Genomic DNA, 23,372 nt, shown 5'->3' with positions numbered 1-23,372 from the left:
GTGGACGCCACCGCCGCAGGCGGCACGAGCGTGGCGAGCACGAACTCGGCACGCGGCGCGCGCTCCCGGCCCGCGCCAAAGACGCCCCTTTCGCGGTCGCCGTCGATACGCCGAGCGGCCTTTCGGCTCAATCGGGCACCGCCGCCCGCCCCACCTTCGCCGCCGACATCACGGTGACGATGATCGCGTTCAAGCCCGGGCTCGTCTTGCCCTCGGCTGCGCGCTGGACCGGCTTGGTGAGACTGGAGAAGCTCGTCGATGCGCACATCTGCCTCGAGCGGTTGCGCGCAACCGACTCCGGGGATGAGCTGTTTCGAACGCAGGTATAAAAACGCCCTCCTTCGGATGGGGGGTCCGAAGGAGGGCTTGCAGTACGCACAGAGGAGAAGGGGGAAGGTGCGCATGCTCTTGGGCCCGTCGGAGGTTTGAGAGAGAGGGGGGGGTTCACACGAGAGACGAGACGACAGGCCCTGTATAGGTTGTATCAGTGTTCGTTCGCGGCGCAGGACGCAGGACGCACTTCCCTATCGCTTATTGCGGATAAGCGCATCGGGTCCAGCATCGCGATCTCCTTTCGACATCTGCATCCCAACAGCCGCGCTGCGATGGGGATGCGTTCGTTTCGACAAGGAGTACTCTACGATACGAGAATGCGTTGCGCGATGCGATCGGCTCGACGGTCAACGCGCGGTGGTCGATCCGACAACCGGACGAAACCTGCGCGCCGCCGCACCCGATCGCACCGTGCGCGAGTACGGCAAGCCCCCCCCCGAAAGGGGCCTTCGGATCGGCGTGGGCTATGCGGTCCAGCGTCGCCCCTCCCCGGCATCCGAACGGCTGGCCGGGTGCGCAAAGCCTCCTACAAGCCGTAGAATTCGGTAGTGAGAGGACGGCTCGTCAGGGTCTTTGCCACATCGTGCGGGTCGGCGCCCTCCCAGACGATAGCGCGCACGACATCGGTTATGGGCAGCTCCACGTCGTAGCGGTCGGCCAGCGTTTTGAGCGTCTTGCACGCGAGCGCGCCTTCGGCCACCATGTGCGTCTCGGCGATGAACCCGTCGAGCGTGCCGCCTTCGGCCAAGAGTCTGCCGAAACGACGGTTGCGCGAATGCTCGGATGTGCACGTAGCCACGAGGTCGCCCGTGCCGGCCAGCCCCATGCAGGTGATCGCCTGTCCGCCGCAACGCACGACGAGGCGGCTCATCTCGGCCAGGCCGCGCGTCATGAGCATGGCGGCCGTGTTGTCGCCGTAGCCGAGGCCATAAGACACGCCCACAGCGATGGCGATCACGTTCTTGAACGCAGCGCACAGCTCCACGCCGCACACATCGTCGCTCACATAGGTGCGGAAGGTCTCGGCGGCGAACAGCTCTTGGAAAAACGCTGCGGTGCCTTCGTCCGAGCTGGCAATGACGGTGCCCGTCGGGATGCCGCGGATCACCTCTGCAGCGAAGTTCGGGCCCGAGAGCACGGCCAGACGGCTCGCGTTGCCCATCTCGGCCTCGAACACTTCGACCGGCAGAAGACCGCTTCCCTCCTCTACGCCCTTCGAGCATATGATGATCGGGAAATCGGCGTCTACGACGTCAGCCAACGCGCAGGCCACACCGCGCATGAGGTTTGACGGCGTGACGATGACGGCCGCTTTCGCGCGCAAGAGCGCGTCTTTGTACGAAGTCGTGGCCACGATGTTCTCGGAAAGCTCGACGTCGCTCAGGTAGCGCGGGTTCACGTGGCTGCCGTTGACAGACCGCACCACCTCGGGTTTACGGGCCCACAGCCCCACGTTGCAGCCGTTGCCCGCGAGCAGCTGCGCGAGCGCCGTGCCCCACGAACCCGCCCCGATAACCGCGATCTTCATGATAGTCCCTTCCACCGTTGTGCCGCGTCATCCGGAGAGCGCATCCCCCAGGGAAACGAAACGACTGGCGCCTCGAAGCGCCGATACCGTCGATCGTGCCGCTCAAAGCCCTCATTCGCAAGCAGAAGCGCGCTTCGCCCGGCGTTCACGGCCGCCTTGACCGTCTTGGTGCTCCACGCCGATGCAATCGGCGCTATGCGCTTTCTCAAGCTCTCTTCCTGTCGCCTATGCGGCTTTCCGTGCCGGCGCGCAAGCGCTTGATATTCTCCCGATGCGCCCACACCACGGTCAGGCCCGCGACGGCGCAAAACGCCACCGCCGCCCAATCGCCCCAGAAGAAGTACAGCGCGAAGAACGGGCACGCCGCCGCGGCAGCGATCGACCCGATGGACACGCGCTTGGTGGCGACGACAAGCACGATGAAGATGAGCAGCTCCAAACACGCACCGACCCAGCCGAACGTCACGAACAGGCACCCCACGGCCACCGCGATGCCCTTGCCGCCCTTGAACTTGAGCCAGGGGCTGAAGACATGCCCCCATACGCAGCCGAGGAACGCTACGGCGAGCATCGTGTCGTACGAGACGAGCACCCCGGGCGCCAGCCCCCCGCTTGGGAGAATGTTCCAGCTGAACCACCAGGCAAGCAGGCCCGACAGCAAGCCTTTTCCAAAATCGAGTACAAACACGGCGTAGCCGCCCACCTTGCCCATCGTGCGGATGGCGTTCGTCGTGCCGATGTTGCCGCTGCCGTGCTCGCGCAGATCGGTATGGTAGAACACTTTCGAGATGATGAGCCCGAAAGGAATCGACCCCAACAGGAAAGCCGCGACAAACAGTCCGGCCGCACCTAGCGCGTCTTGCATGCGCTCCCCCTTAATCCTTTTTCTTGAACTTGAACCTGATCGGCGTTCCCACGAGATCGAAGCTCTCGCGCAGGCGGTTCTCGAGGAACCGTTCGTAGTTGTCGTTCACGAGATCGGGACGGTTGGCGAAGAACGTGAACTGGGGCGGGCACGAAGCCGTCTGGGTGACGTATTTCACGCGCAGGATCGCCTTGCCCTGCGTCACCGTGTGGCCCGTCTCACGGATGGCCGCAAGCCAGGTGTTGAGCTTATTCGTGGGAATGGTCTGGCTGAAGTTTCCGTACGCTTCATCGATGGCCTCCCAGATGCGATCGACTTTCTTGCCGGTGAGCGCGGATACGGCGAGGACAGGCGCGTAGCCCACGAAAGTCATGCGATCGGCGATGCGCTCGCGTATTTCGGCCTTGGCCTCGGGACCTTCGACGAGGTCCCACTTGTTCAGGACGATGACCATGGCGCAGCCGCGCTCGGCGGCGAATCCCGCTACGCGCTGGTCCTGGTCTGTCAGCCCGAGTGTCGAATCGATGACGAGCAGCGCCACGTCGGCGCGATCGATGGCGCGCATGGCGCGAACGAACCCATAGTATTCCACGTCCTGGTCGATCTGGGCCTTGCGGCGCAAGCCCGCCGTATCGACGATGGTGTAGCGACGGCCGTCGTGCTCGATCACGGTGTCGATGGCGTCGCGCGTGGTGCCGGCCACATCCGACACGATGGAGCGCTCGCCAGCCGTGAGCCGGTTCGTGAGCGACGACTTGCCCGCGTTCGGCCGACCGATGATGGCAACATTGATGCCCGGATCGTCATCAACATCCTGAGGCAGCTCGATGCAGCGCAGCTTCTCCACGATCGCATCCAGCAGATCCCCCGTGCCATGGCCATGCATGGCCGACACAGGCCACGGATCACCCAGTCCCAGCTGGTAGAACTCGTACATCTCGTCAAGACGGTTCGGCGTGTCCATCTTGTTCACGACGAGGAATACCGGCTTCGCCGTGCGGCGCAGGATGCGCGCGACGACCTCGTCGTCAGCGTTGATGCCCGTCTTGCCATCTACGAGAAACACGACGACATCGGACTCGTCTGCTCCGGCGAGCGCCTGAACCCGGATGGAACCCTGAAACGCGTCATCGTCACCCATCTCGATGCCGCCGGTATCGATGAGCTTGAAATCGACGCCGTTCCAGTCGGCCTCGTGATACGAACGGTCGCGCGTGACGCCGCGCATCTCATGGACGATGGCCTCGTCGGCCTGGGCTATGCGGTTCACGAAGGTGGACTTGCCGACATTCGGCCGTCCTACCACCGCAACAATTGGCAGGGGCATATGGGTATCCTCACAAAAGCGGTCGATGTTGCGGGCCGACGTCACTGCGCGGCCAGATCGATGATCTCCTCCAGGAAATCCGATGGATTACAGGATACCACGGCCAGCGGCACGCCCGCGGCCATTTCCATATCCTTCAAACTCATGTCATCCAGCGTCACGCCGTCGTCGTTGAAAACGACGCACGGCAGAAGGAAGATCGGAGCGCGCCGGCCGATCTCGCCAGCGCCGGCCTGCTTCTTCACCGCCGCCACGATGTCACAGCCGCAGAGGAGCCCGGTCACGTCCACGTTGCCGCCGAAGAAGGCATTCTCCACGAAGAGCGGATCGAACAGACCCTCGAGCGGGCTCGCAGCCACGAGCGGTGCGATGACGTCCTGCATCGCCAAGCCGTAGATGAAATGCACGCGCGCGTCCGCGAGCAGTATCGCTTCGGCACAGCGCGCGACAAGCCCGGATCGCTGCGCGTCTTCCCAATCGTCAGCAAACGAACGGACGATGCCCACGCCGTCCTCGAACATGGCAAAGTCCCCATAGTGCTCCGTTGGAGGAAGATCGTCCAACAGGCGCGGACCGAAGGCGTTGCGGTAGAACTCGTCGGCCGTGAACGCCCATGCCGTTCCGCGCTCCTCGCATGCGCGTCGTTGGAAGGGCTCCACGAGGTTGAGTACGGCGCGTGCGGCGGCAGGGTCGTTGAAGCTGCGGTCGAAGCGTCCTTGGTGCCTCGTGAACCCAAGGGGCACGATGCAAACGTCGAGGATGCCGGGACGCGCGTAGGCCCATTCGAGCGTATCGGCCAACACTCCGCCGTCGTTCTCGCCGGGCATGAGCACGATCTGCGCGTGGAACTCGATGCCTGCGGAGAGCAGGCGATCGAGGGCCTGAAGGCCGTCTGCGGCGTGCCTGCCGATGATCCGGCGCCGCACGTCGGTGTCGGCCGCATGCAGGGAAACCCGCAAGGGCGAGATATGCTGCTCGACGATGCGCGCCTCGTCGTCGGGCGAGAGGTTCGTGAACGTAACAAATGTGCCGGACAGGAAGCTCAAGCGGAAGTCGTCGTCGCGCAGAGAGAGTGAGGGGCGCATGCCGGGCGGCAGTTGCCGCATGAAGCAGAACGTGCAGGCATTGCGGCATTGCTTCACGCCGTCGAATACGACGCCCTCGAACCCGAAGCCCCACTCCTCGCCCTCGTCGCGATCCAGTTCCACCACGCCGACGTCGCCATCGAGGTCGATGTAGCCCACCGCGATCGTATCGTCCGAGGACAACCAGCGCCAATCGATGAGATCGCGCAAAGGCCGACCGTCAACCGCAGTCAGAAAGCAACCCGGTTCGAAGCCCGCATCGTCGGCGGGGCTGCCGGGCGCGACTGAAGACACGAGCGCTCGCGGCGATCCTTCGGCGTGCAAGTCTTCCGGTGCCGGCAAAGCGCCGCCACCGGCATCTTCGCCGGCGGCCCGCAGGACGTCGGCAGGCGGATAGGATGACGTGCTCGGCCGCCCGTCAAAGCATGGCGTCACCTTACGTCGCCCCCTCCCATAGCCGTCGCTACAGGTAGCGCATCGGATCGACAGCGGCGCCGTTGACCTCGACCTGGAAATGCAGATGCGCGCCGAACGAGTGACCGGTGTTGCCGACGGCACCGATATGCTCGCCCCGTTCAACATGTTGCCCCACCGAGACGAATACGGCCGACGAGTGCATGTACTTGGTCACGAGGCCGTTGCCGTGCGCGATCACGATCCAGTTGCCTGCACCCCCGTTGTAACCGCCGTCATAGGTGGCATAGATCACCGTACCGCTGTCGGCCGCGTAGTAGGGCGTACCCTCGGCTGCGCCGAAGTCGACGCCCTTATGGAACGATCCGGTGAACTCGCGATACCCGAAAGGGCTCGTCAGGCTGCCAGAAGGACACGGGTGCGTAAAGATACCCGATCCGGACACGACGGAACTCCCCTGCGACGAGCCCTTCTTCGTCGCTTCGGCCGCAGCAGCCGCTTGGCGCGCCGCCTCGGCTTCGAGTTCCTCTTGAGCCTGCAGCTCGGCCACCTCGACCGTAATCTTGTCGGCCTCTGCACGGAGAGATTCCTGCGTGGCCTCGATCTCGTCCATCAGAGCGGATGCTTTCTGCATTTCGTCGGTCGCCGCCTGCCCTTGCGCAGCGTACTCGTCGTGAGCCGCCTGAGCTTCGGCGCGGACATCCTTCGTCTCCTGCACGAGCGCAGCATCCTGATCGGCGATGCGCTCGAGCATATCCCACGCGGTCAGGAACTCCTCGAACGTCGTCGATCCCAGCACCACGTCGAGCAAGGACGACGACCCCCCGGTCTTGTACAGGCTCACGGCCCTGTCGCCCAAACGAACCTGCAGCTCATCGATGCGCGCCTCGGCTTCATCGATGCGCTTCTGCGCCTCATCCATAGCCGCCACGGCCGCATCGTGCCGCTCGAGCGCGCCGGCATAGCTCTCATTCGCCGCATTGAGATCGGTCTGCAGGGCATCGATCTTCTCGAAGAGAAGATCGGCTTCGGCTTGCTTCTCGGTCGACGTCACCGCGTACGCGGGCGACAGGGGCAGCCCGGCGAGCGCCGCTGCCGCGACAAGCGCACAGAGCGCGAGGAGGAGGGATGAGAAGAGCGTGCGTTTTGTGTTCGAGTTCTGCATATGCACCTATTCTTTCGATTCGGTTGCGAACCGTTCATGGCATGATAGCAGAAAGCGCCGAGAAGATGCGTCCCGACGCGGATCCGACGACTTTCTTCGCGGGACCCCTTGCGCACTCCTCGGCTCGGTGATGCGCATGCGTCCCGCTTGCGCGGTGCTCACAGCATCGCAAGGCGAGCGACCACGGCGGCGATCTGGTCCTCGGGCGTGCTCGCGCCAGCAGTCACGCCCACGCTTCCGCAGTCCACGAACCAGGCGGGCTCAATTTCCTCGGGGGCCTCGATGTGGTGCGTGCGCGGGCAGGCGGCAGCGCAGATATCGGCGAGGCGCGTCGTGTTCGACGAGTTGCGCCCGCCGATGACCACGATGGCGTCCACGGCATCGGCCAGCGCCGCAGCCGATTCCTGGCGTTGGCGCGTGGCGAAACAGATGGTGTTCTTCACCTCAGGTTCGATGCCGCGCGCGACGAGAGCGGCCACCACGGCGTCGAGCGCCTCGCGGGTCTGCGTCGTCTGCACGACGATGCCCACCGGCGCCTCAAGCCCATCAGGCAGATCGGCAGGACCGGCCACCACGGCTACCTCGCCGCCTGCTTCGCGCGCATGCGCGACGAGGCCTTCAACCTCCGGATGGCCCTCCTCGCCCACCACCACCACGCGTCCGCAACGGCGAGCGAGCGCAGCGGCGGCCTTCTGAGCGCGGGCGACGTGCGGACAGGTGGCATCTATGAGCGGCAATCCCCGCTCTTCCACCATACGGCGCACAGCCGGCGTGACGCCATGGCTGCGGATGATCACCGAGCCGCGTTCCACATCCTCCGGTCCCGACACCGCGCGGACGCCGCGCTCGGCAAGGTCGGCCACCACCTGCGGGTTGTGGATGAGCGGCCCGAGCGTAGATGCGCCCTCCCCTTCCGCAGAGGCCTCGACGGCCATATCGAGCGCGCGCTGCACACCGTAACAGGCTCCCGCATGCTCCGCCAAGATCACCTTCATGCGGCCGTCTCTTTCGCCGCCTTCGCTTTCGCGGCTTTCTTCGCTTCGATCTGCGCCATGACCTCCTCGGAGGTGCGTTCGGGGATCGGATGCTCGGCAAACGATGCCGTGAAGTCCTTGCCGCCCGGGAACAGCGCCGGCATGTCCACCTGCCCGCGCGGCACGCGCAGCGACAACGCGAAGCACTCGCGCATGGCGTACCACGTGCAGCCGTCCAGACGGTCCTCCTTCGGGAGAAAGTCGAAGTCCTCCACGAGGATCGGGTTGCCGTACTCGATGGATATCTTGGGGAAATGCAGCCGCTCGCCCTTGCGCTTCACATTCTCGGCATTGCGCACGGTCATGGGAAGGATGGGCACGTGCCCCATCTTCGCGATGAACGCCGCGCCGGAATGGATCTCGGGCGTCTTCGTTCCCTTGCCGCGGCGCGTGCCTTCGGGAAGTATCCCCACGATCTCACCGTTCTTCAACATGCGCGTTGCGCGTTTAATGGCGGTGCGGTCGGCGGAGTCGCGCTTGATGGGGAACGCCCCCACGCGCGAGAGGATCTGGCCCACCAGGCCGTTCGCGTTACCGAACAGGCTCTCGCGCCCCATGAAGCGGATCCATTGCCCAGGCCGCGTGACCAGGTACATGAACGCCACATCCAAAAACGAGGTGTGATTCGCCACCACCACGAGACCGCTCTTGCCCGAAAACGCGCGGATGCGCTCGCGGTGCTCCACCTTGTAGCGGAAGCAGATCTTGAACACGAAGGCAAGAAAGCCCCAGATGAGGTTGCCCGACCAGTGGGGCGCCTGCTTCTCGTCGGACGAACCGCCGAACGGCATGTCCCACATCTTCTCGTAGGGAACAAGCAGGCTCATCGGGCGTCCTTCTCGCGTGCAAGCCCCACGATGTCCTCGATCACATCCTCGATGAAGCGGCCTGTGGAGTCGAGACGCACGGCGTCTTCGGCGGGCTTGAGGGGCGAGGCCGCGCGCGAGGAGTCATGATCGTCGCGACGGCGGATGTCGGCGAGCACTTCGTCGTAGTCGATGGAGCCCACGCCCCGGTCGACGTTCTGGCGCACGCGGCGATGCGCGCGCTCCTCGGCCGACGCGGTGAGGAACACTTTGACCGGGGCCTCGGGAAACACCACTGTGCCGATGTCGCGGCCCTCCACCACGTAGTCGCCCGAGCGCCCGATGCGCTGCTGCTGCTTCACGAGCGCTGCGCGCACGGCAGGGACGGCCGACACGGGGCTCACCGCGCGATCTATCTCAGACGTGCGGATGGCCGAGCTCACATCGACGCCTCCGATGGTGACACCCTTGGGCATTGGGTCGTTCGATTCGTGCAAAAACGCGATCTCACAATCGCGCGCGATGCGCCCGAGCGTCTCTGCGTCATCGAGCGCGACGCCGTCCTCAAGAGCACGCCACGCCACGGCGCGGTACATGGCGCCCGTGTCCAAACACGAGAAGCCCAGTTCGCGGGCCACAGCTTTCGCAACCGTGGATTTGCCGGCCCCGCTTGGGCCGTCGATGGCGATGATCATCGTGCCAACCTTTCGATATCGGAGAGAAACCGGGGGTAGCTGATCTTCACGGAATCGAAGTGGGCCACCTGCACGGGCGCGGTGCCGCAAAGCCCCGCAAGCGCCCATGTCATAGCCAGGCGGTGATCCATTTTCGAGTCGAACAGAGCCCCTTCGGGCGTATGCAGGCCGGGCTGGCCCTCAACGTACAGATCGTTTCCGTCGATCCACGCGTCCACGCCGAGCACCTCAAGGCCTTCCACGATGGCGGCCAGGCGATCAGTCTCCTTGACGCGCAGCTCACCTACCTCGCGAAACACCGTTACCCCTCGTGCATGAGCAGCGACGAGCGCGAGTACGGGCACTTCGTCGACGATGGCGGCTATCTTCTCGGCAGGCACTTCGCAGCCATGCAAATTCGAGGTGTAACACGCCGAGATGAGACCGAAAGGCTCCTTTCCCTCTGCGCCCATGTGCCGCACGCTCACTTCGGCGCCCATGCGCTCGAGTGTGCGCGTGAAACCGATACGCGCGGTGTTCAAGCTCACGTTCTCCACCTGGATGGAGCTATCGGGCTTGAGCACGGCGGCGCACACGAGGAAGGCAGCTGAGGACGGATCGCCCGGCACGCGCACCTCGCAGGCCGTAAGGCGAGCGGGGCCCGTCACGCTGGCCGTGCGTTCGGCTGCTGTGGTGGTCACGCCGAACTCGGGCAGCATGAGCTCGGTATGGTTGCGGGAGGGAGCAGGCTCGTTCAAGGTCGTCGTACCGTCAGCGTAGACGCCGGCCAGAAGCACAGCAGTTTTGAGCTGGGCCGAAGCCATGGGTGCGTCGTAGGTGATGGCGCGCAGACGCGGCGAGCCGCATATCGTCAGCGGCAGCGTCTCCCGCCCCTCGGGCAAGAAGCGCGCACCCATCTTCATAAGCGGAGCGGTGATGCGGCGCATGGGACGACGCGTGAGAGACTCGTCGCCCGCAAGCTCCGCCTGCACGTCCCAAGGCGCGAGCACGCCCATAAGCAGACGCGCGGTGGTTCCGGAGTTGCCGCAGTCGATTGCGCCGTCGGGCTGCTTCGGGCCGCGCGAGCCCCAGCCGGTGATGCCGCCGGCGAGGCTCCCGTCGGGTTGCTTCTCAAGCGACACTTCGGCACCGAGCTGGCTCACGGCCCTGATGGAGGAGCGCACGTCCTCGGAGTCGAGCACGCCCGAAAGCCGCGAGGTGCCCTCGGCCATAGCCGCGAACAGCACGGCGCGATGCGATATAGACTTGTCGCCGGGCACCGAAGCAGAACCGTGCAAAGGCGCCGGCAGGGGGTTCACGACGGTATGGATGGCTTCATGCGACATGAGTATGCTCCTTTGCCGTCAACGGGCTGAACGAAACTGAGAAACCTGCATTGATGAGCTGCGCGGACAGCCGCCCGACGTCGCCCTCATCGGTGAGCACGAGGCTGAGCACGGCGCTGTCCTCGGTGACGTGGTCGATCTCGATGGATTGGATATTGCAGCCCGCCGAGCTCGTGACGGTAGTGACCTCGGCCACCACGCCGGGACGGTCCTCCATGGGAATGCGCACTTCCAAGAGGCGCTCCGTGGAGGGCACCCACGCCGCAGGCAGCGCCCGGCGGGCCTCGGCGGCTTCGGCCAGGAGTGCCGTGAGCGCTGCGCGGTCGTCAGATGCAAGCGCATCTGCGAACGAGCCGATGATACCCTGCATCTCAGCCAGCCCTTCTCCCAGAGCCTCGCGATTGTCAAACGCGATGCCGCACCACAACTCGGGAGAGCCGGCCGCGATGCGCGTGGAATCCTTGAAGCCGCCGGCGGCCAGGCGCATGAGCGCCTGCTGGTCGTCGGCATGCCGGCTCGCCAGATGCATGAGCGATGAAGCCATGATGTGAGGCACGTGGCTCACGACGGCGACGGCCGCATCGTGGTCCTCGCGCGGAAGCGCGATGACGCGTGCGCCGAGCGAGGTGACAAGCTCGTGCAGGCGCGGAAAATGCTCGGCGGGCGTGTTCGCATCCGGGCAGAGGATCCAATGCGCGCCTTTGAACAGATCGGGGCGCGCTCCGTCGATACCGTTCTTCTCCGAGCCGGCCATGGGGTGGCCGGGCACAAAGTGCTCAGGATGCGGCAGGATCCTTGCAGCTGCCTCGGAAATGCGAGCCTTCGTGGATGCCGTATCGGTGACGATCCCGCAGAAATCCCAGGCGGCAAGACGCTTCAGATGTCCCTCCACCGCATCCACGGGCGCCGCAAGCACAACGAGGTCGCAGCCTTCGCGCACGAATCGCTCGAACACTGGGTCATCGGGCAGCGCGCCCTCCGTCGCCCAGCCGCGCTGGACGGCCTCCTGCAGCGTGCGCGCGTCGACGTCGACGGCGAGCATCTTCGTGCCCGGATGCACGGAGCGGACCGCAGCAGCGAACGATGCGCCGACGAGGCCGAAACCGACGACGGCAATGCGCTCGAAACCCGTCCGATCCGTCTGCGCTGATTGCTTGTACGCCATGCGGTACGGCACCTCTCCCTCTCGTATGATCATGCGTTTCGTTTATGGAATGCGTCCGGAACGGACGTATCCGGCATCATTCTAGCATTAATCGCGGCTCTCGGCCGCCGCATGCAGCGCTGCCACTTCGTCGGCCGAGAGCTCGCGCCAGGAGCCCCGAGGAAGCTCCCCCAGCTCGAGCGGCCCGAACGAGTCGCGATGCAGCGCCACCACTGGGTGCCCGATGGCTCCAAGCATACGCTTGACCTGGCGCTTCCTCCCCTCGCGCAGGCAAATGCGCACAAACGAGCGCTTTGCCGCGCGCCCCCGGCACGCATCCGCGTACTCGCGGGAGGAGCGCGGCGGCACTGCGGGCGGCACGTCGAGCACGCGGCCTGCGCGCATCGCCGCGCCGCCTTCGAGCAGGCGCGCGTCGGCCGGCAGAGCGAGTCCATCGTCGAGTTCGATGCCATGGCGCAGCGCTTCGAGTTCGCGCTCCGTGGGACGACCTTCCACGCAAGCAAGGTAGCGCTTCACTACGTGGCGTTTGGGGTGCAAAAGCCCGTTTCCCAGCTCTCCGTCGGTGGAAAACAGCAGAAGCCCCGTCGTATCGGCGTCGAGCCGGCCCACCGGAAAAAGTCCCGGGCAAGCCTCCGTCGGCACGAGCTCGGCCACGGTAGGACGCCCCTGCGGATCGGACATCGTGGTCACGAAGCCGGCCGGCTTGTGCAGCATGAGCGTGACCGGCCCATCGGCAAGCCGCACCACTTTGCCATCTACGGCCACCTCGTCCACGAGCGGATCCACCTTGCTTCCAAGCTCGGTCACCACCCGCCCGTTCACCGTGACGCGTTCGGCCGTCATGAGGTTCTCCGACCCGCGCCGGCTCGCCACCCCTGCCCGAGCGAGGAACTTCTGCAGCCGCATGGGCACGATGCGAGGCTCGGGGTTACTCATCGTCCGTCTCGAACGTCAGGTCTTCGAAGTCGATCTTCTCCACAAGCCCGAACCCGCTCGAAATGGCCTCAGCGAGCATCTGCTGAGCTGCATCGGCGGCGGCCTCCTCACGCGGCGTCTCCATGCTCACGACCGCGGCTTCATCATCAAGCTCGAACTCCATGCCGTCGAGAGGATCGTCTCCCTCTCCGCCCAGGCGCGCGCCCTCGGCGATGCGCACGTCCTCGCGCGTCGCAGAAAGACGCTCTCGGATAAAGGTGCGCGTATCGTCGTCAGGCGCGAATTGGTCGAGGTCGGGCAGATCGACAGTCGAACGCAGCCCGAACTTTTCCAAAAACGCACGCGTCGTGGCGTAGAGCGTGGGATTGCCCGGAGAGTCGGCAACGCCCGCTTCGCGCACGAGTCCTTTTTCCACGAGCGAGTTGATGGAGCTGTCCGAGTTCACGCCGCGCACGCTAGCCACGCCGCTTCGCGTGACCGGTTGCATGTATGCCACGATGGCGAGCGTCTCCATAGCCGCCTGCGAGAGCTTGCGCGTATCCCATGACAGCACGTACTTCTCGATGAGCTCATGGTACACCGGATGGGTGTACAAGCGCCATCCGCCGGCCACCTCGCGCAGCTGGATGCCGCGGTTCTCCTCCGCCAGCTGCTCGCGCAAATCCACGAGTGCGCGCTCTGCCTCGAGCGGCTCCACTTCCAGCATATCGGCGAGCGCGATGGTTCCCACCGGTTCGTCGGTAACGAACAGCAGCGCCTCAACGGCCCCTTTAAGCTGGTTTTCCTGCAAGCCTTGGAACATGGGAGCCTATCCTTCCTCCACGGACGTGAGGGCATCCTCCCCCTCGAGCAGCAGCTCGCCAGACCCCTCGATATAGCGGATGTCGATATCGCCGAACAGCTCGGCTTGTTCGATCTTCACCATCGCGCGCTTGTACAGCTCGAGGATGGCCAAGAACGTCACCACCACGACGGGGATCGGCGTGCGCTCGTTCACGAGCTCCGAAAAGCGCAACGCCTTCTTGTTGCGGATGCGCTGATGAATGGCCCGCACGTGCACCTCCACCGGAATGGGCTTCGCGGCGATATGCTCGGATTCCAAAAGGAACACGTCGCGCCGCGCAAGGGCGCGCGCCGCCAGAAGTGCCAGGCCGTCCAGCGTCACGTCTTTGAGATAGTCTGGCATGAGGTTCAAAAAGCACGCGTCGGGCCCGAACGGTCGCGCATGCATGCGGCCCTCCGAGACAAAGCGCATATGCAACGCGCTCGCGGCGTTCTTGTACTGCTTGTACGCGAGGAGCCGTTCCACAAGCATATCGCGCGCCTCGCTCGGTGCGAGCTCCTCCAGCTCGTCGACCGCCGCATCGCGCTCGCGCGGCAGCAGACTCTCGGCTTTGATCTCCAGAAGCGTCGAGGCCACCAGCAAAAAATCGCTCGCCACATCGAGATCGAGCGTGTCCATGCGCGACACCTCAGCCAGGTACTGATCGGCAATCTGCGTAATGGAGATGGCGCCGATGTCCACCTTCTGGCGACTGACCAGGTACAGCAGGAGGTCGAACGGCCCTTCGAAGCTGTCTATGCGAACCTTGTACGACATGGGCGGTCCTACGAGACGCGGAACGGGAACAGCAGGTTGGCTACCGAGCCGGCTGTGGCGTCGAGATAAAGCCCGATCGGGTTGAAGTGGAGCACGTAGGGCAGCAGGAGCACGACGACCAGGAACACCGGCAGCGCGTACTGCTGTACCTTGTAGTACTTCGGCAGGTATTTCGGCGGCAGGAAGAACGCAAAGATCGACGAGCCATCGAGCGGGGGGATGGGCAGCAGGTTGAAGAACATGAGGTACAGGTTGATGAGCGCGAACATTGGAAGGAACATGAGATAGAAATAATAGAAGAGCTCGTTTTGCTGTACGAGCTGGGCCACCGGCAGGACAAGGTAGAGCGCCCATGCGACCAGGCCCGCCAGCGCAGCCATGGCAAGGTTGGCGGCGGGGCCGGCCAAACCCACGATAAGGTCACCCTTGCGGGGATCCTCGAAGTAGGCTGGATTGTACGGAACGGGCTTCGCGTAGCCGAAGACCGGCATGTTCATGGCGATGAGCAGCAGCGGCATGATGACAGTGCCGAACGGATCCACATGCTTGAGCGGATTGAACGAAAGCCGCCCGGCGCGCTGCGCCGTCGGGTCGCCCAGCTTGTAGGCGGCGAACCCGTGGCTGGCCTCGTGCAGCACGATGGCCGGAACGAAGCACAGGACGCTGATGATGATATACGGCAACGTTGCAGACATAATGCTGACCAGTCTATCGCAACCTCGGGCACCCATGCACTCGGCCGGGGAAACTTCACAAGTGCCCCCGTCGTGGCGACAGGCAGCTGACAACGGCTCGCGCTACTCGTCGACGAAGCAGTCGCAGCAGCGTTCCTTGAAGGGTTGGACGGAGTCGATCATGCCGGCGAGCTTCGTTTCGAACTTCTTGACGGAGTCCTTGCCGACAGGCAGCCACAAAGGGAGCGGCTCGTCGGCCGAGACGATGTCGAAAACAAGCTGCGCGGCCTTGCGCGGATCGCCGTGCTGCCGATGGTTGTGGCCGAGGCAAAACTCCTGGGCGCCGCGCGCAGGCGTGCCGTCGTATACGTCGAGAGGCGCCTCGGGCGAACGGATCGAACTCGAGTCGAAGAAGTTCGTGCGGAACATGCCGGGCTCGACCACCATGCTCTCGATACCGAAGCCCTTCATCTCGAGCGCCAACGCCTCGCTCACGGCGGCCACGGCAAACTTGGTCGAATCGTAGAGCGCTCCTCCCGGATCACAGGCGAAGCTGGCCATGGAGCCGATATTGACGATACGGCCCGCCCCCTGCGCGCGCATCGCGGGAAGCACCGCACGAGTCACGTTCATCATGCCGAACACGTTCGTGTCGAATATTGCGCGCGTTTCCGCATCGGTGGTCTCCTCGAGCGCGCCGAAGATGCCGTAGCCTGCGTTGTTCACCAGCACGTCGATACGGCCGAACGCGTCAAGGACGCGCTGCACGGCATCGGCTATTGTATCGGTGTCGCACACGTCGAGCGCGACCGCCACGAGGCCTTCCTGTTTTCCAAGCGCTTCGCTCACCGCTTCGGGCCGACGAGCGGTCGCAGCAACGCGGCAACCGCCTTCGAGGGCAACCTTCGCGAACTCGCTTCCCAATCCTCGGCTGGCACCGGTGATCATCCAAACAGGACCGTCGAACATACCGCTCTCCTTTCTTCGACAGCTCGGCGCTCTGCGTACTCATTGTCGCAGGGCGCCGGCGCATGATCGGATTCGGCGAGCCGCAGCCTAGGCGTTCTCGGCCTCGAACTTCTCCATGAACTCCACGAGCGCCTTCACGCCCTCGCGGGGCATGGCGTTGTAGATGCTCGCGCGCATGCCGCCCACGCTGCGGTGGCCCTTGATGTTCTCGATGCCGGCCTTCTTCGCCTCGGCGACGAACTTCGCGTCCAGCTCGTCGCTTCCCGTGACGAACGGCACGTTCATGATGGAGCGGTCCTCCACGCGTGCCGTGCCGCTGAAGAGCTTGCTCGCATCTAGGTAGTCGTAGAGCAGCTGCGCCTTCTCCCGGTTGCGCTTCTGCATGCCCTCGAGGCCGCCTTGGGCCTTCAACCACTTGAACACGAGCCCGCAGATGTAGATCCCGTAGCACGGAGGCGTGTTGTACAGGCTGTCATTGTCGGCCATCGTCTTGAAGCGCAGCATGGTGGGCGTGCCGGGCAGCACGTCCTCGGTGACGAGGTCGTCGCGCACGATGACGATGGTGACGCCGGCCGGTCCGACGTTCTTCTGCACGCCGCCGTAGATGAGGCCGTACCTCTCGACGTCGATGGGCTCGGAGAGGAAGCACGACGACACGTCGGCCACGAGCGGCTTGCCGTTCGTGTCGGGCAGCTCGTGGTACACGGTGCCGTAGATGGTCTCGTTCTGGCAGATGTAGACGTAGTCGGCGTCATCGGAGAGCTCGAGGGCGCGCACGTCGGGCACGTAGGAGAAGTTCTCGTCCTCGGAGGAGGCCACGCAACGCGCGTCGCCGTACATCTTGGCCTCCTTGAAGGCCTTCTTCGACCAGGAGCCGCTCACGATGTAGTCGGCCGCTTTGTTCTGCATGAGGTTCATGGGGATGGCGGCGAACTGCGTGGACGCGCCGCCCTGCAGAAATAACACGCGGTAGTTGTCGGGGATGCCCATGAGGTCGCGCAGATCCTGCTCGGCTCCTTCGATGATGCTTTTGAACGCGGCGGAGCGGTGGGACATCTCCATGACCGACATGCCGCAGCCTTGGTAGTCGAGCATCTCGGACGCGGCCTGGGCAAGCACCTCCTCAGGCAGCACCGCAGGACCGGCGGAGAAGTTGTAGACACGCGCCATAGTGACGACCTCCTTGAACGAGCTTCATGATAATGTGATTAAGTATACACATTTCGTTATGCCGGCCAACGCTTTATCCCGCTAAAGCAGCGAACGAGGGCCTGGGCGGCTAGGGCGGCATTCCTATCGCATGCGACAGCTCGTCGTCGACGAGGCTATGCGACAGCCGGGAGCATTCTCCCTGCACATGATCACATCGATCCTACGAAAGTCCCGGCCATCCTTGCTGACGCAGGGCCTCGTACGCGGCCACCGCCACGGCGTTGCCCAGATTGAGACTGCGCAGGCCCTCGCGCATGGGAATGCGCACGCAGCGGCTTGCATGTGCCTCGATGAGATGCAGATCAAGCCCTCGACTTTCGCGTCCGAACACCAGATAGGCTTCCTCGCCATACGCCGTCTCGGCGAATGAGCGACGCGCCTGCCCGGTGAACAGGTGCAGCTCGTCAACGTCATGAGCCTCGAAAAATGCATCGGCGCACGGCCAGCGCACAATATCCGCCTCATCCCAATAGTCGCATCCGGCACGCGCGAGGTTCTTCTGCGTCAGACGAAACCCCAGCGGCTCCACCAAGTGCAGCCGCGCGCCTACACACGCGCACGTCCGCACGATGTTGCCCGTATTTTGTGGTATCTCGGGCTCCACGAGCACGATGTTCAGCACGCGTGTTCGCTCCTTCCGCAGCGGGCGAAGGGCTGGAGGCCGAGAGGACCAGCCAGCGAAAACCGAGCGTAGGACGAGTGGGTGGACGCCCGCCAAGCGAGTTCCGAAGAGAAGCGAGGACCGCTCGATCGACGGGGCGTCCACCCGCCCGCCCTCACGACAGCTCCTCAGCCTGGCGCGCCATCTCGGCCTCCAGCTCTTCGGTCAATGTGAACCATTCCTCCTCGGCCGAGGCAAGCCGCTGCTTGAGCTTGGCATGCTCGGCGACGGCATCGGATGAGGCATCCTCATTGATATAGAAGCCCGGGTCGGCCATGAGCTCTAAAAGCTCCGCCATGCGCGCGTTGTCGCGCTCCATCTGACGGTCGAGCTCGGCAATGCGCTTGCGATGATTCTTGAGCGCGGCGTAGGCGCGGTTGCGAGCCTCGGCCTCGCGGCGCTTCTGCTCCTTGGTCTTGGGAGCGCTTTCGCGCGGAGCAGTGAGCTCGGCGGACTGGCCGGCCGGCTTCGCAGCGGCGCCCTCGGCCGGGCCCGAGCAGTCGCGTCGATCTACGTTCGCGACGGTTTTGGCTCCACGGAGCTTCGAACCCGCGGCCCTCGATCCGTCCTTTGCGCTGTTGCCCTTCTTGCCGGATCCGTCCTCCGCCATCACTTCGTCCACGAGCGAGCGCTCCTCGGGCGCGGGGCCGTCCAGTTGGCCGCTCTTGAACAGATAGTAATCGTAGTCGCCGTCGTAGTTGGTCACCTTTTCGGGCGTCACTTCCACGATGCGGTTCGCAACGCCTCGGATGAGATGTCGATCGTGCGTGATGAACAGGATGGTGCCCTCGAACGCGCGCAGGGCCTGCTCCAGGATATCGGCGCTCGCGATGTCCAGGTGGTTCGTGGGCTCGTCCAGGCACAGCAGCGGCCGGGGCGCCACGAGCATCTTCGCCAGCGCCAGGCGGCTCTTCTCGCCGCCGGACAGCACGCTCACGCGCTTGTCCACCGCATCGCCCGTGAACAGGAACGCGCCCAGGAGCGTGCGCACCTGGGAGATGGTCCAGCCGGGCGCCACATGGTCCAGCTCCTCGAACACGGTGTTGCCGGGGTGCAGCTCCTCCAGCTGGTGCTGCGCGTAGTACGTCTTCGTCACATGCACGCCGTACTCGATGGCGCCCGCGTCGGGCGCAAGCGCGCCGGCCACCATCTTCAGCAGCGTGGACTTTCCCGCGCCGTTGGGGCCCACGAGCGCTATCTTGTCGCCGCGGTACATGGTGAAGTCGAAGCCGTCGTACACCGTCTTCTCGCCGAAACGCTTCACCAGGCCGCGGGCACGCACCACCTCGTCGCCGGTGCGCGGGGGCTGTTTGAAGTTGAAGTGCACGGTCTTCTTCTCCTCGGGAAGCTCGATGCGCTTGATCTTCTCCAGCTTCTTCACGCGATCCTGCACCTGCTTGGACTTCGTGGCCTTGTAGCGGAACTTCTCGACGAACGCCTCCATATGGGCGATCTCCTCGGCCTGCTTCGCGGCCTCGGCGCGCAGGCGCTCCAGGCGCTCCTCGCGCGCCTTGAGGTAGTCCGAGTAGTTGCCCTTGTACAGGTTCACCTGGCCGTTGTCCACCTCGGCCACACGGTCCACCATGTTGTCCATGAACGCACGGTCGTGACTCACCACCACCACGGTGCCGGCGTAGCCGCGCAGGAACCCTTCGAGCCACTTCACGCTCTCCAGGTCCAGATGGTTCGTGGGCTCGTCGAGCAGCAGCACCTCGGGGTTGCGGATGAGCAGCTTCGCCAGCGCGATGCGCATCTGCCAGCCGCCCGAGAACTGCTTGGTGGAGCGGCGCAGGTCGTCCTCCTTGAACCCGAGGCCGAACATGACGCTGCGCACCTTCGCCTCGATGGTGTAGCCGCCCAGCACCTCGTAGGCGTCGCGGGCGCGCCCAGCGGCGGCCAGCTGCTGCTCGGTGGGGTCCTCGCCCAGCTCGTGCTCCAGCTTGTAGAGGCGCCTCTCGGCTTCCAGCACCTCAACCTGGGAGGACATGACCTCCTCGAAGATGGGCTGGTCTGCCATCTCGATGGCCTCCTGCTCCAGGTAGCCCACACGCGCGCCCTTGGCGAACAGCACGCGGCCCTCGTCGGCGTCCTCCTGGCCGGATATGATGTTGAGCATGGTGGTCTTGCCGGCGCCGTTGGGGCCCACGAGCGCCAGGCGCTCATACTCTTCCAGGCGGAACGTCACGTCGTGGAAGAGCTGACGTCCTCCGAACGACTTCGCTATATGTTCGAGCTGCATGATCATGGTGCGTGCGTGCTTTCCCTCGACTCGTTTGCGGCGCGACGAAGCGGCTTTCGACCGCACCGGCGCGACCATTTATGATAGCCGATATTCGGCCGAAGCTACCACCCGCTTTCGCAGAGCCCGGAAAACAAGCTTATCAGAGGGCTCGCCCATTTGTCCTTGTGCCAGCAGCACGCCGCCGTGATGACGGTTTCGCCCAGCCCCGCCTCGAACTCCACCAGCTCGCCGGCGCGCAGCTCGCTGGCCACGGCGAAACGCGGCAGGAACGTGAAGCCCAAGTCGTTTTTCACGAGGTTCTTTAGTGGGAATGCTCCAAAGTTCGATGACATGGGAGAACGACACGCCCCGCTAGCCGCCGCAGCGGGAAAACGCTTGCCACAGGCTTACTCCCGCGGCTGCGGTTTCCGCGCCGTCGGTCTCGTTCTCCGCGCAGAAGGCGGTGCTATCATTGCGCGAACGCGACATGCTCATCCTCCGACGCGCGCTCGAATCCGCGCGTTCGGCGTCCTTTATCTGCGAAGCGGATCCGCTTTCATCCGATCGCTTGACTTGGAGTGCGCTCCATGTGCTTCAATAGGCACAGCACGCGAACGAAAGGAGCGACGCGCTATGAAGATAGCCGAAGTGAGCAAACAGTACGGATTGAGCGCCGACACCCTACGCTACTATGAGCGCATCGGTTTGCTGCCCAGCGTCACGCGCAACGCAAGCGGTGTGCGTGACTACGGCGAGCAGGACTGCGCGCGCGTGCAATTCGTGAAGTGCATGCGCGGCGCCGGCGTGTCCATCGAGGCGCTCATCGAGTACATGCAGCTGTTCGAGCAGGGCGAGCACACGGCCGCCGCGCGCAAAACGCTGCTGGAAGAGCAGCGCGAGCTGGTGGAGAAGCGCATCGCCGACATGCAGGCCGGCCTCGACCGTTTGAACGGTAAGATCGAAAACTACGAAGAGATGCTCATGAAGGAACGTGTGATTCGCGGGGATGCGCCCGAAGCATAGCAGCGCGAACCGCAGGAGGAGCAGTTCGGAAAACAGCGCCGAATCAGCCCCACAACCCGCGCATTTCGCCGAAAATTCGGTATTGCGTATTGGCGAGGTTCGGGTATAATTCTCACTTGCGCACTGAAGCGCTTGATTCCTCGGTAGCTCAACGGCAGAGCATCCGGCTGTTAACCGGAGGGTTGTAGGTTCGAATCCTACCCGGGGAGCCATAAAATGCCAGATCACCGGTATATACCGGTGATCTTTTTGTTTACCCCGCCATTACAAGACTCGATGGCCGCACGATGTCCGCACCTCGCAAGCTCCTAGGCATTCCGAGCCAGGCATCGGCACAGTCCTGTAGCCGTCTCCGCGATGCACCGGTAGTAGCCGTCGGGGGCTGCGTTCTGCACGGCCGCGCAGAACGCCGGCGCCCATGCACCCGGATGCGTCCCCACAAAGCCAACCAGCATCGCAACCTCATCAGCGGAAGGCGGCGCGCTGGCGAATCGATCGCAGAGCGTTGCAATGTAGAGCAGCTCGAGCCCCATATGGTCAGCGTACTGGTTGCTTGCGCCCCGCACCTCCAAGCCTGCCTGCCGCAGTATGGAGCGCATAGCGAACGTCGCGCGGCCGAAGCCCGCATCTCCGATGCATCCAGGCTGCGCATAGAACGTCTCCCAAGGAGGAGCGGCGGGCTTCGGAGGGCCGACGAACAAACGCGCATGCTCCATCCGAACAAGACCGAGCGCGCCCTCACCTCCGACAGCCATACGGCGCGCGAAGCGTTGCGCATGATCCACGCCGCTCACGATGAGCTCGTTCGCACAGCCGACGCCGACGAGCCCCTCTGCGAAAACGCCCCAAAACTGCTCGTGCAGTCCGAGGGCCGTATCGCGCGAGGGTGGATCGAGCAGGCTGTTTCCCAAAAAGGCGAACCGCTCGGACAAAAGCTCCCATTCCGAAGGACCGAACGCGAAGACGCCCGCGCTCGGCTCGGCATCCGCTTGCATGCGAGCAGACGGCACGTCGAGCACACTCATTGCGACCGCTCCTGCTCGCCGGCGCGCACCGTCCCGAAACGGCAATCGAGGGAGGCTTCGATCGGCTCGTGGGACGCAACGACGTCCTCTCTTTCAACAGCGAGCATGCCTTTGTCCGTCAATCCTTCTTCTGATGAGACATCGTCCACCAAAAATCGTTGAGCGAGCACGAGGAAGGCCAGGACGCCGAGCGCGAAAACACCTGCCACGATGAGCACCTCGGGAAGCGTCGGAGCATACGAACTGACGACCGTCCAACCGTGCACGCCTTCGACGCCCTGCGTCGAGCTCGAACCGGAGATAAGCCCGGGCGCGCCAGCCACATTGGGATAGACGAAGCTGCCAAGCAGCAGCCAGATGCGCTTGCAGAACACACCTGCAAGCACGCCGGCACTTGCAAGAGCCACGATGCCCGGCCGACGTCGGTTCTTCGCAAACGCAAGAATCAAGCAAGGCGCGAACACGCCGACGATGACCTCGATCCAGAAAAACGGCGCCATCGATCCCGACGTCATCTCAGCGAGCAATGCGGCGGCCCCCTCCGTACCCGGGTACGCCATAGTCAGCACCTCGCAGCCAACCATATAGCCGTCGACAGCAACGAACAGGGCGAGCAACCCGGCCAAACCCGAGAGGCATCTTTCTGAACCAGCCCGCACGCGGTTGCGGTTCAACCAGATAAGTGCGAGCACGAGCAGCGCCAAGCCCGAGTCGAGCGCCGATGCGACAAACAGAGGGGCCATGATCGACGAGTACCACCCCTCACGAGCGATCTGCAATCCGAAAAGCCACGCCGTGACGGAAGGCACGAGCACCGCAATAGGCAGAGCGATGCGCGCCGTCGCCATCTGGCTGGCCGCAGTGCCGCGTTTGGACGTCAGCAGGTACAAAAACACCACGCCCACCACGAGAAAGCAGCTGACCAGACAGACATCCCAGAACAAAGGAGAAGCAGGGTTGAACGAGAGCATCATGTTCGCTATACGGACGACACCGCCCAGGTCGATGAGTACGAGGGCCCCGGCCAGCAGCATGCACACGACGGATATGATGACGGCCGGGAGCACTGCCGCACGATATGCCGAAGCGCGGAACACCGTCACACCTGAAGCTATGGCAAGCGCGCCGGCGCCAAGTCCTTCGAGAAACATGAAGCCCGCGATGTAGAGCCCCCACGACGTGCCGTTCGACATGCCGGTGACGCCCAGGCCTCCAACAAGCTGGAAGATGTAGGCGCCCATACCGAGTGCGACGAGCACGGCCAAAACGGCGATAGTGATTTTGTAAGGCCTTGTCAGACTCATGATCT

23 protein-coding genes and 1 tRNA gene are annotated in these 23,372 nt (G+C 64.2%); 3 read left to right on the top strand and 21 right to left on the bottom strand.

Annotated features, from left to right (window positions below):
• On the top strand, positions 1 to 329 hold a 329-nt coding region (locus C2L71_RS06210), incomplete at its 5' end, for an NAD(P)H-hydrate epimerase (protein ID WP_275664965.1).
• A 530-nt stretch (positions 330 to 859) separates the two neighbouring features.
• On the opposite strand, the gene C2L71_RS06205 is transcribed toward C2L71_RS06210, so the two are convergent.
• The 19 genes from C2L71_RS06205 to C2L71_RS06115 all read right to left on the bottom strand — a co-directional run bounded on the left by C2L71_RS06205 (position 860) and on the right by C2L71_RS06115 (position 20,329).
• Positions 860 to 1,861 carry an NAD(P)H-dependent glycerol-3-phosphate dehydrogenase gene (locus tag C2L71_RS06205; protein WP_103264917.1) on the bottom strand — a complete coding sequence of 334 codons (1,002 nt, stop codon included), beginning with the start codon at positions 1,859 to 1,861 and terminating at the stop codon, positions 860 to 862.
• 205 nt (positions 1,862 to 2,066) lie between these two features.
• Entirely contained in the window at positions 2,067 to 2,726 is a 660-nt protein-coding gene (gene plsY / locus C2L71_RS06200; RefSeq protein WP_103264916.1) for a glycerol-3-phosphate 1-O-acyltransferase PlsY, read from the bottom strand.
• A 10-nt stretch (positions 2,727 to 2,736) separates the two neighbouring features.
• Positions 2,737 to 4,053: a ribosome biogenesis GTPase Der gene (gene der, locus C2L71_RS06195; protein ID WP_103264915.1), complete on the bottom strand. Its 1,317-nt coding sequence runs from the start codon at positions 4,051 to 4,053 to the stop codon at positions 2,737 to 2,739.
• 41 nt (positions 4,054 to 4,094) lie between these two features.
• A complete protein-coding gene (locus C2L71_RS06190; protein WP_239926408.1) occupies positions 4,095 to 5,432 on the bottom strand; it encodes a DUF512 domain-containing protein in 1,338 nt (445 codons plus the stop codon).
• Between the two features lie 169 nt (positions 5,433 to 5,601).
• Complete coding sequence (locus C2L71_RS06185; RefSeq protein ID WP_103264913.1) at positions 5,602 to 6,717, bottom strand: murein hydrolase activator EnvC family protein; 1,116 nt, start codon at positions 6,715 to 6,717, stop codon at positions 5,602 to 5,604.
• Between the two features lie 158 nt (positions 6,718 to 6,875).
• A complete protein-coding gene (gene ispH, locus C2L71_RS06180; protein ID WP_103264912.1) occupies positions 6,876 to 7,712 on the bottom strand; it encodes a 4-hydroxy-3-methylbut-2-enyl diphosphate reductase in 837 nt (278 codons plus the stop codon).
• Positions 7,709 to 8,578 (bottom strand): lysophospholipid acyltransferase family protein, encoded by an 870-nt coding sequence (locus C2L71_RS06175; protein ID WP_103264911.1) that lies wholly within the window; start codon positions 8,576 to 8,578, stop codon positions 7,709 to 7,711. Before C2L71_RS06175 ends, ispH begins: the two co-directional genes overlap by 4 nt.
• The gene (gene cmk / locus C2L71_RS06170) at positions 8,575 to 9,252 is read right to left on the bottom strand and encodes a (d)CMP kinase (RefSeq protein WP_103264910.1); all 678 of its coding nucleotides are present in this window, start codon (positions 9,250 to 9,252) and stop codon (positions 8,575 to 8,577) included. Before cmk ends, C2L71_RS06175 begins: the two co-directional genes overlap by 4 nt.
• Positions 9,249 to 10,577 (bottom strand): 3-phosphoshikimate 1-carboxyvinyltransferase, encoded by a 1,329-nt coding sequence (gene aroA / locus C2L71_RS06165; RefSeq protein ID WP_103264909.1) that lies wholly within the window; start codon positions 10,575 to 10,577, stop codon positions 9,249 to 9,251. Before aroA ends, cmk begins: the two co-directional genes overlap by 4 nt.
• A complete protein-coding gene (locus C2L71_RS06160; RefSeq protein ID WP_239926406.1) occupies positions 10,567 to 11,775 on the bottom strand; it encodes a prephenate dehydrogenase/arogenate dehydrogenase family protein in 1,209 nt (402 codons plus the stop codon). Before C2L71_RS06160 ends, aroA begins: the two co-directional genes overlap by 11 nt.
• Before the next feature lie 54 nt (positions 11,776 to 11,829).
• Positions 11,830 to 12,678, bottom strand: a complete 849-nt coding sequence (locus tag C2L71_RS06155) for a pseudouridine synthase (RefSeq protein ID WP_103264908.1) — start codon at positions 12,676 to 12,678, stop codon at positions 11,830 to 11,832.
• Positions 12,671 to 13,480: an SMC-Scp complex subunit ScpB gene (scpB, locus tag C2L71_RS06150; RefSeq protein ID WP_103264907.1), complete on the bottom strand. Its 810-nt coding sequence runs from the start codon at positions 13,478 to 13,480 to the stop codon at positions 12,671 to 12,673. Before scpB ends, C2L71_RS06155 begins: the two co-directional genes overlap by 8 nt.
• A 6-nt stretch (positions 13,481 to 13,486) precedes the next feature.
• A complete protein-coding gene (locus C2L71_RS06145) occupies positions 13,487 to 14,278 on the bottom strand; it encodes a segregation and condensation protein A (RefSeq protein WP_103264906.1) in 792 nt (263 codons plus the stop codon).
• Between the two features lie 8 nt (positions 14,279 to 14,286).
• Positions 14,287 to 14,973, bottom strand: coding sequence for a site-2 protease family protein (locus tag C2L71_RS06140; protein ID WP_103264905.1), 687 nt, complete (start codon positions 14,971 to 14,973; stop codon positions 14,287 to 14,289).
• Between the two features lie 102 nt (positions 14,974 to 15,075).
• On the bottom strand, positions 15,076 to 15,921 hold the full coding sequence (locus C2L71_RS06135; protein WP_103264904.1) for an SDR family NAD(P)-dependent oxidoreductase: 846 nt from the start codon (positions 15,919 to 15,921) through the stop codon (positions 15,076 to 15,078).
• Between the two features lie 87 nt (positions 15,922 to 16,008).
• The gene (gene serC / locus C2L71_RS06130) at positions 16,009 to 17,091 is read right to left on the bottom strand and encodes a 3-phosphoserine/phosphohydroxythreonine transaminase (RefSeq protein ID WP_103264903.1); all 1,083 of its coding nucleotides are present in this window, start codon (positions 17,089 to 17,091) and stop codon (positions 16,009 to 16,011) included.
• A 202-nt stretch (positions 17,092 to 17,293) separates the two neighbouring features.
• Positions 17,294 to 17,755, bottom strand: a complete 462-nt coding sequence (locus tag C2L71_RS06125) for a tRNA (cytidine(34)-2'-O)-methyltransferase (RefSeq protein ID WP_187143290.1) — start codon at positions 17,753 to 17,755, stop codon at positions 17,294 to 17,296.
• Between the two features lie 154 nt (positions 17,756 to 17,909).
• Complete coding sequence (locus C2L71_RS06120; protein ID WP_103264902.1) at positions 17,910 to 20,039, bottom strand: ABC-F family ATP-binding cassette domain-containing protein; 2,130 nt, start codon at positions 20,037 to 20,039, stop codon at positions 17,910 to 17,912.
• 98 nt (positions 20,040 to 20,137) lie between these two features.
• A complete protein-coding gene (locus C2L71_RS06115) occupies positions 20,138 to 20,329 on the bottom strand; it encodes a hypothetical protein (protein WP_157938933.1) in 192 nt (63 codons plus the stop codon).
• A 319-nt stretch (positions 20,330 to 20,648) separates the two neighbouring features.
• On the opposite strand from C2L71_RS06115, the gene C2L71_RS06110 reads away from it, so the two are divergent.
• Both C2L71_RS06110 and C2L71_RS06105 read left to right on the top strand, forming a co-directional pair.
• Positions 20,649 to 21,038 (top strand): MerR family transcriptional regulator, encoded by a 390-nt coding sequence (locus C2L71_RS06110; RefSeq protein WP_103264900.1) that lies wholly within the window; start codon positions 20,649 to 20,651, stop codon positions 21,036 to 21,038.
• A 137-nt stretch (positions 21,039 to 21,175) separates the two neighbouring features.
• Positions 21,176 to 21,250: transfer RNA gene (locus C2L71_RS06105), tRNA-Asn, on the top strand.
• Positions 21,251 to 21,346: 96 nt separating this feature from the next.
• Here the strand turns inward: C2L71_RS06105 and C2L71_RS06100 are convergent.
• Positions 21,347 to 22,063: a TorD/DmsD family molecular chaperone gene (locus tag C2L71_RS06100; protein WP_103264899.1), complete on the bottom strand. Its 717-nt coding sequence runs from the start codon at positions 22,061 to 22,063 to the stop codon at positions 21,347 to 21,349.
• Positions 22,060 to 23,367: an NrfD/PsrC family molybdoenzyme membrane anchor subunit gene (nrfD, locus tag C2L71_RS06095; protein ID WP_103264898.1), complete on the bottom strand. Its 1,308-nt coding sequence runs from the start codon at positions 23,365 to 23,367 to the stop codon at positions 22,060 to 22,062. The genes C2L71_RS06100 and nrfD overlap by 4 nt, the downstream gene beginning before the upstream one ends.
• Positions 23,368 to 23,372: the final 5 nt, after the last annotated feature.

The organism is Enteroscipio rubneri (assembly GCF_002899715.1).
GTDB lineage: Bacteria > Actinomycetota > Coriobacteriia > Coriobacteriales > Eggerthellaceae > Enteroscipio > Enteroscipio rubneri.
This window is presented reverse-complemented; position numbering and strand designations above follow the sequence as displayed.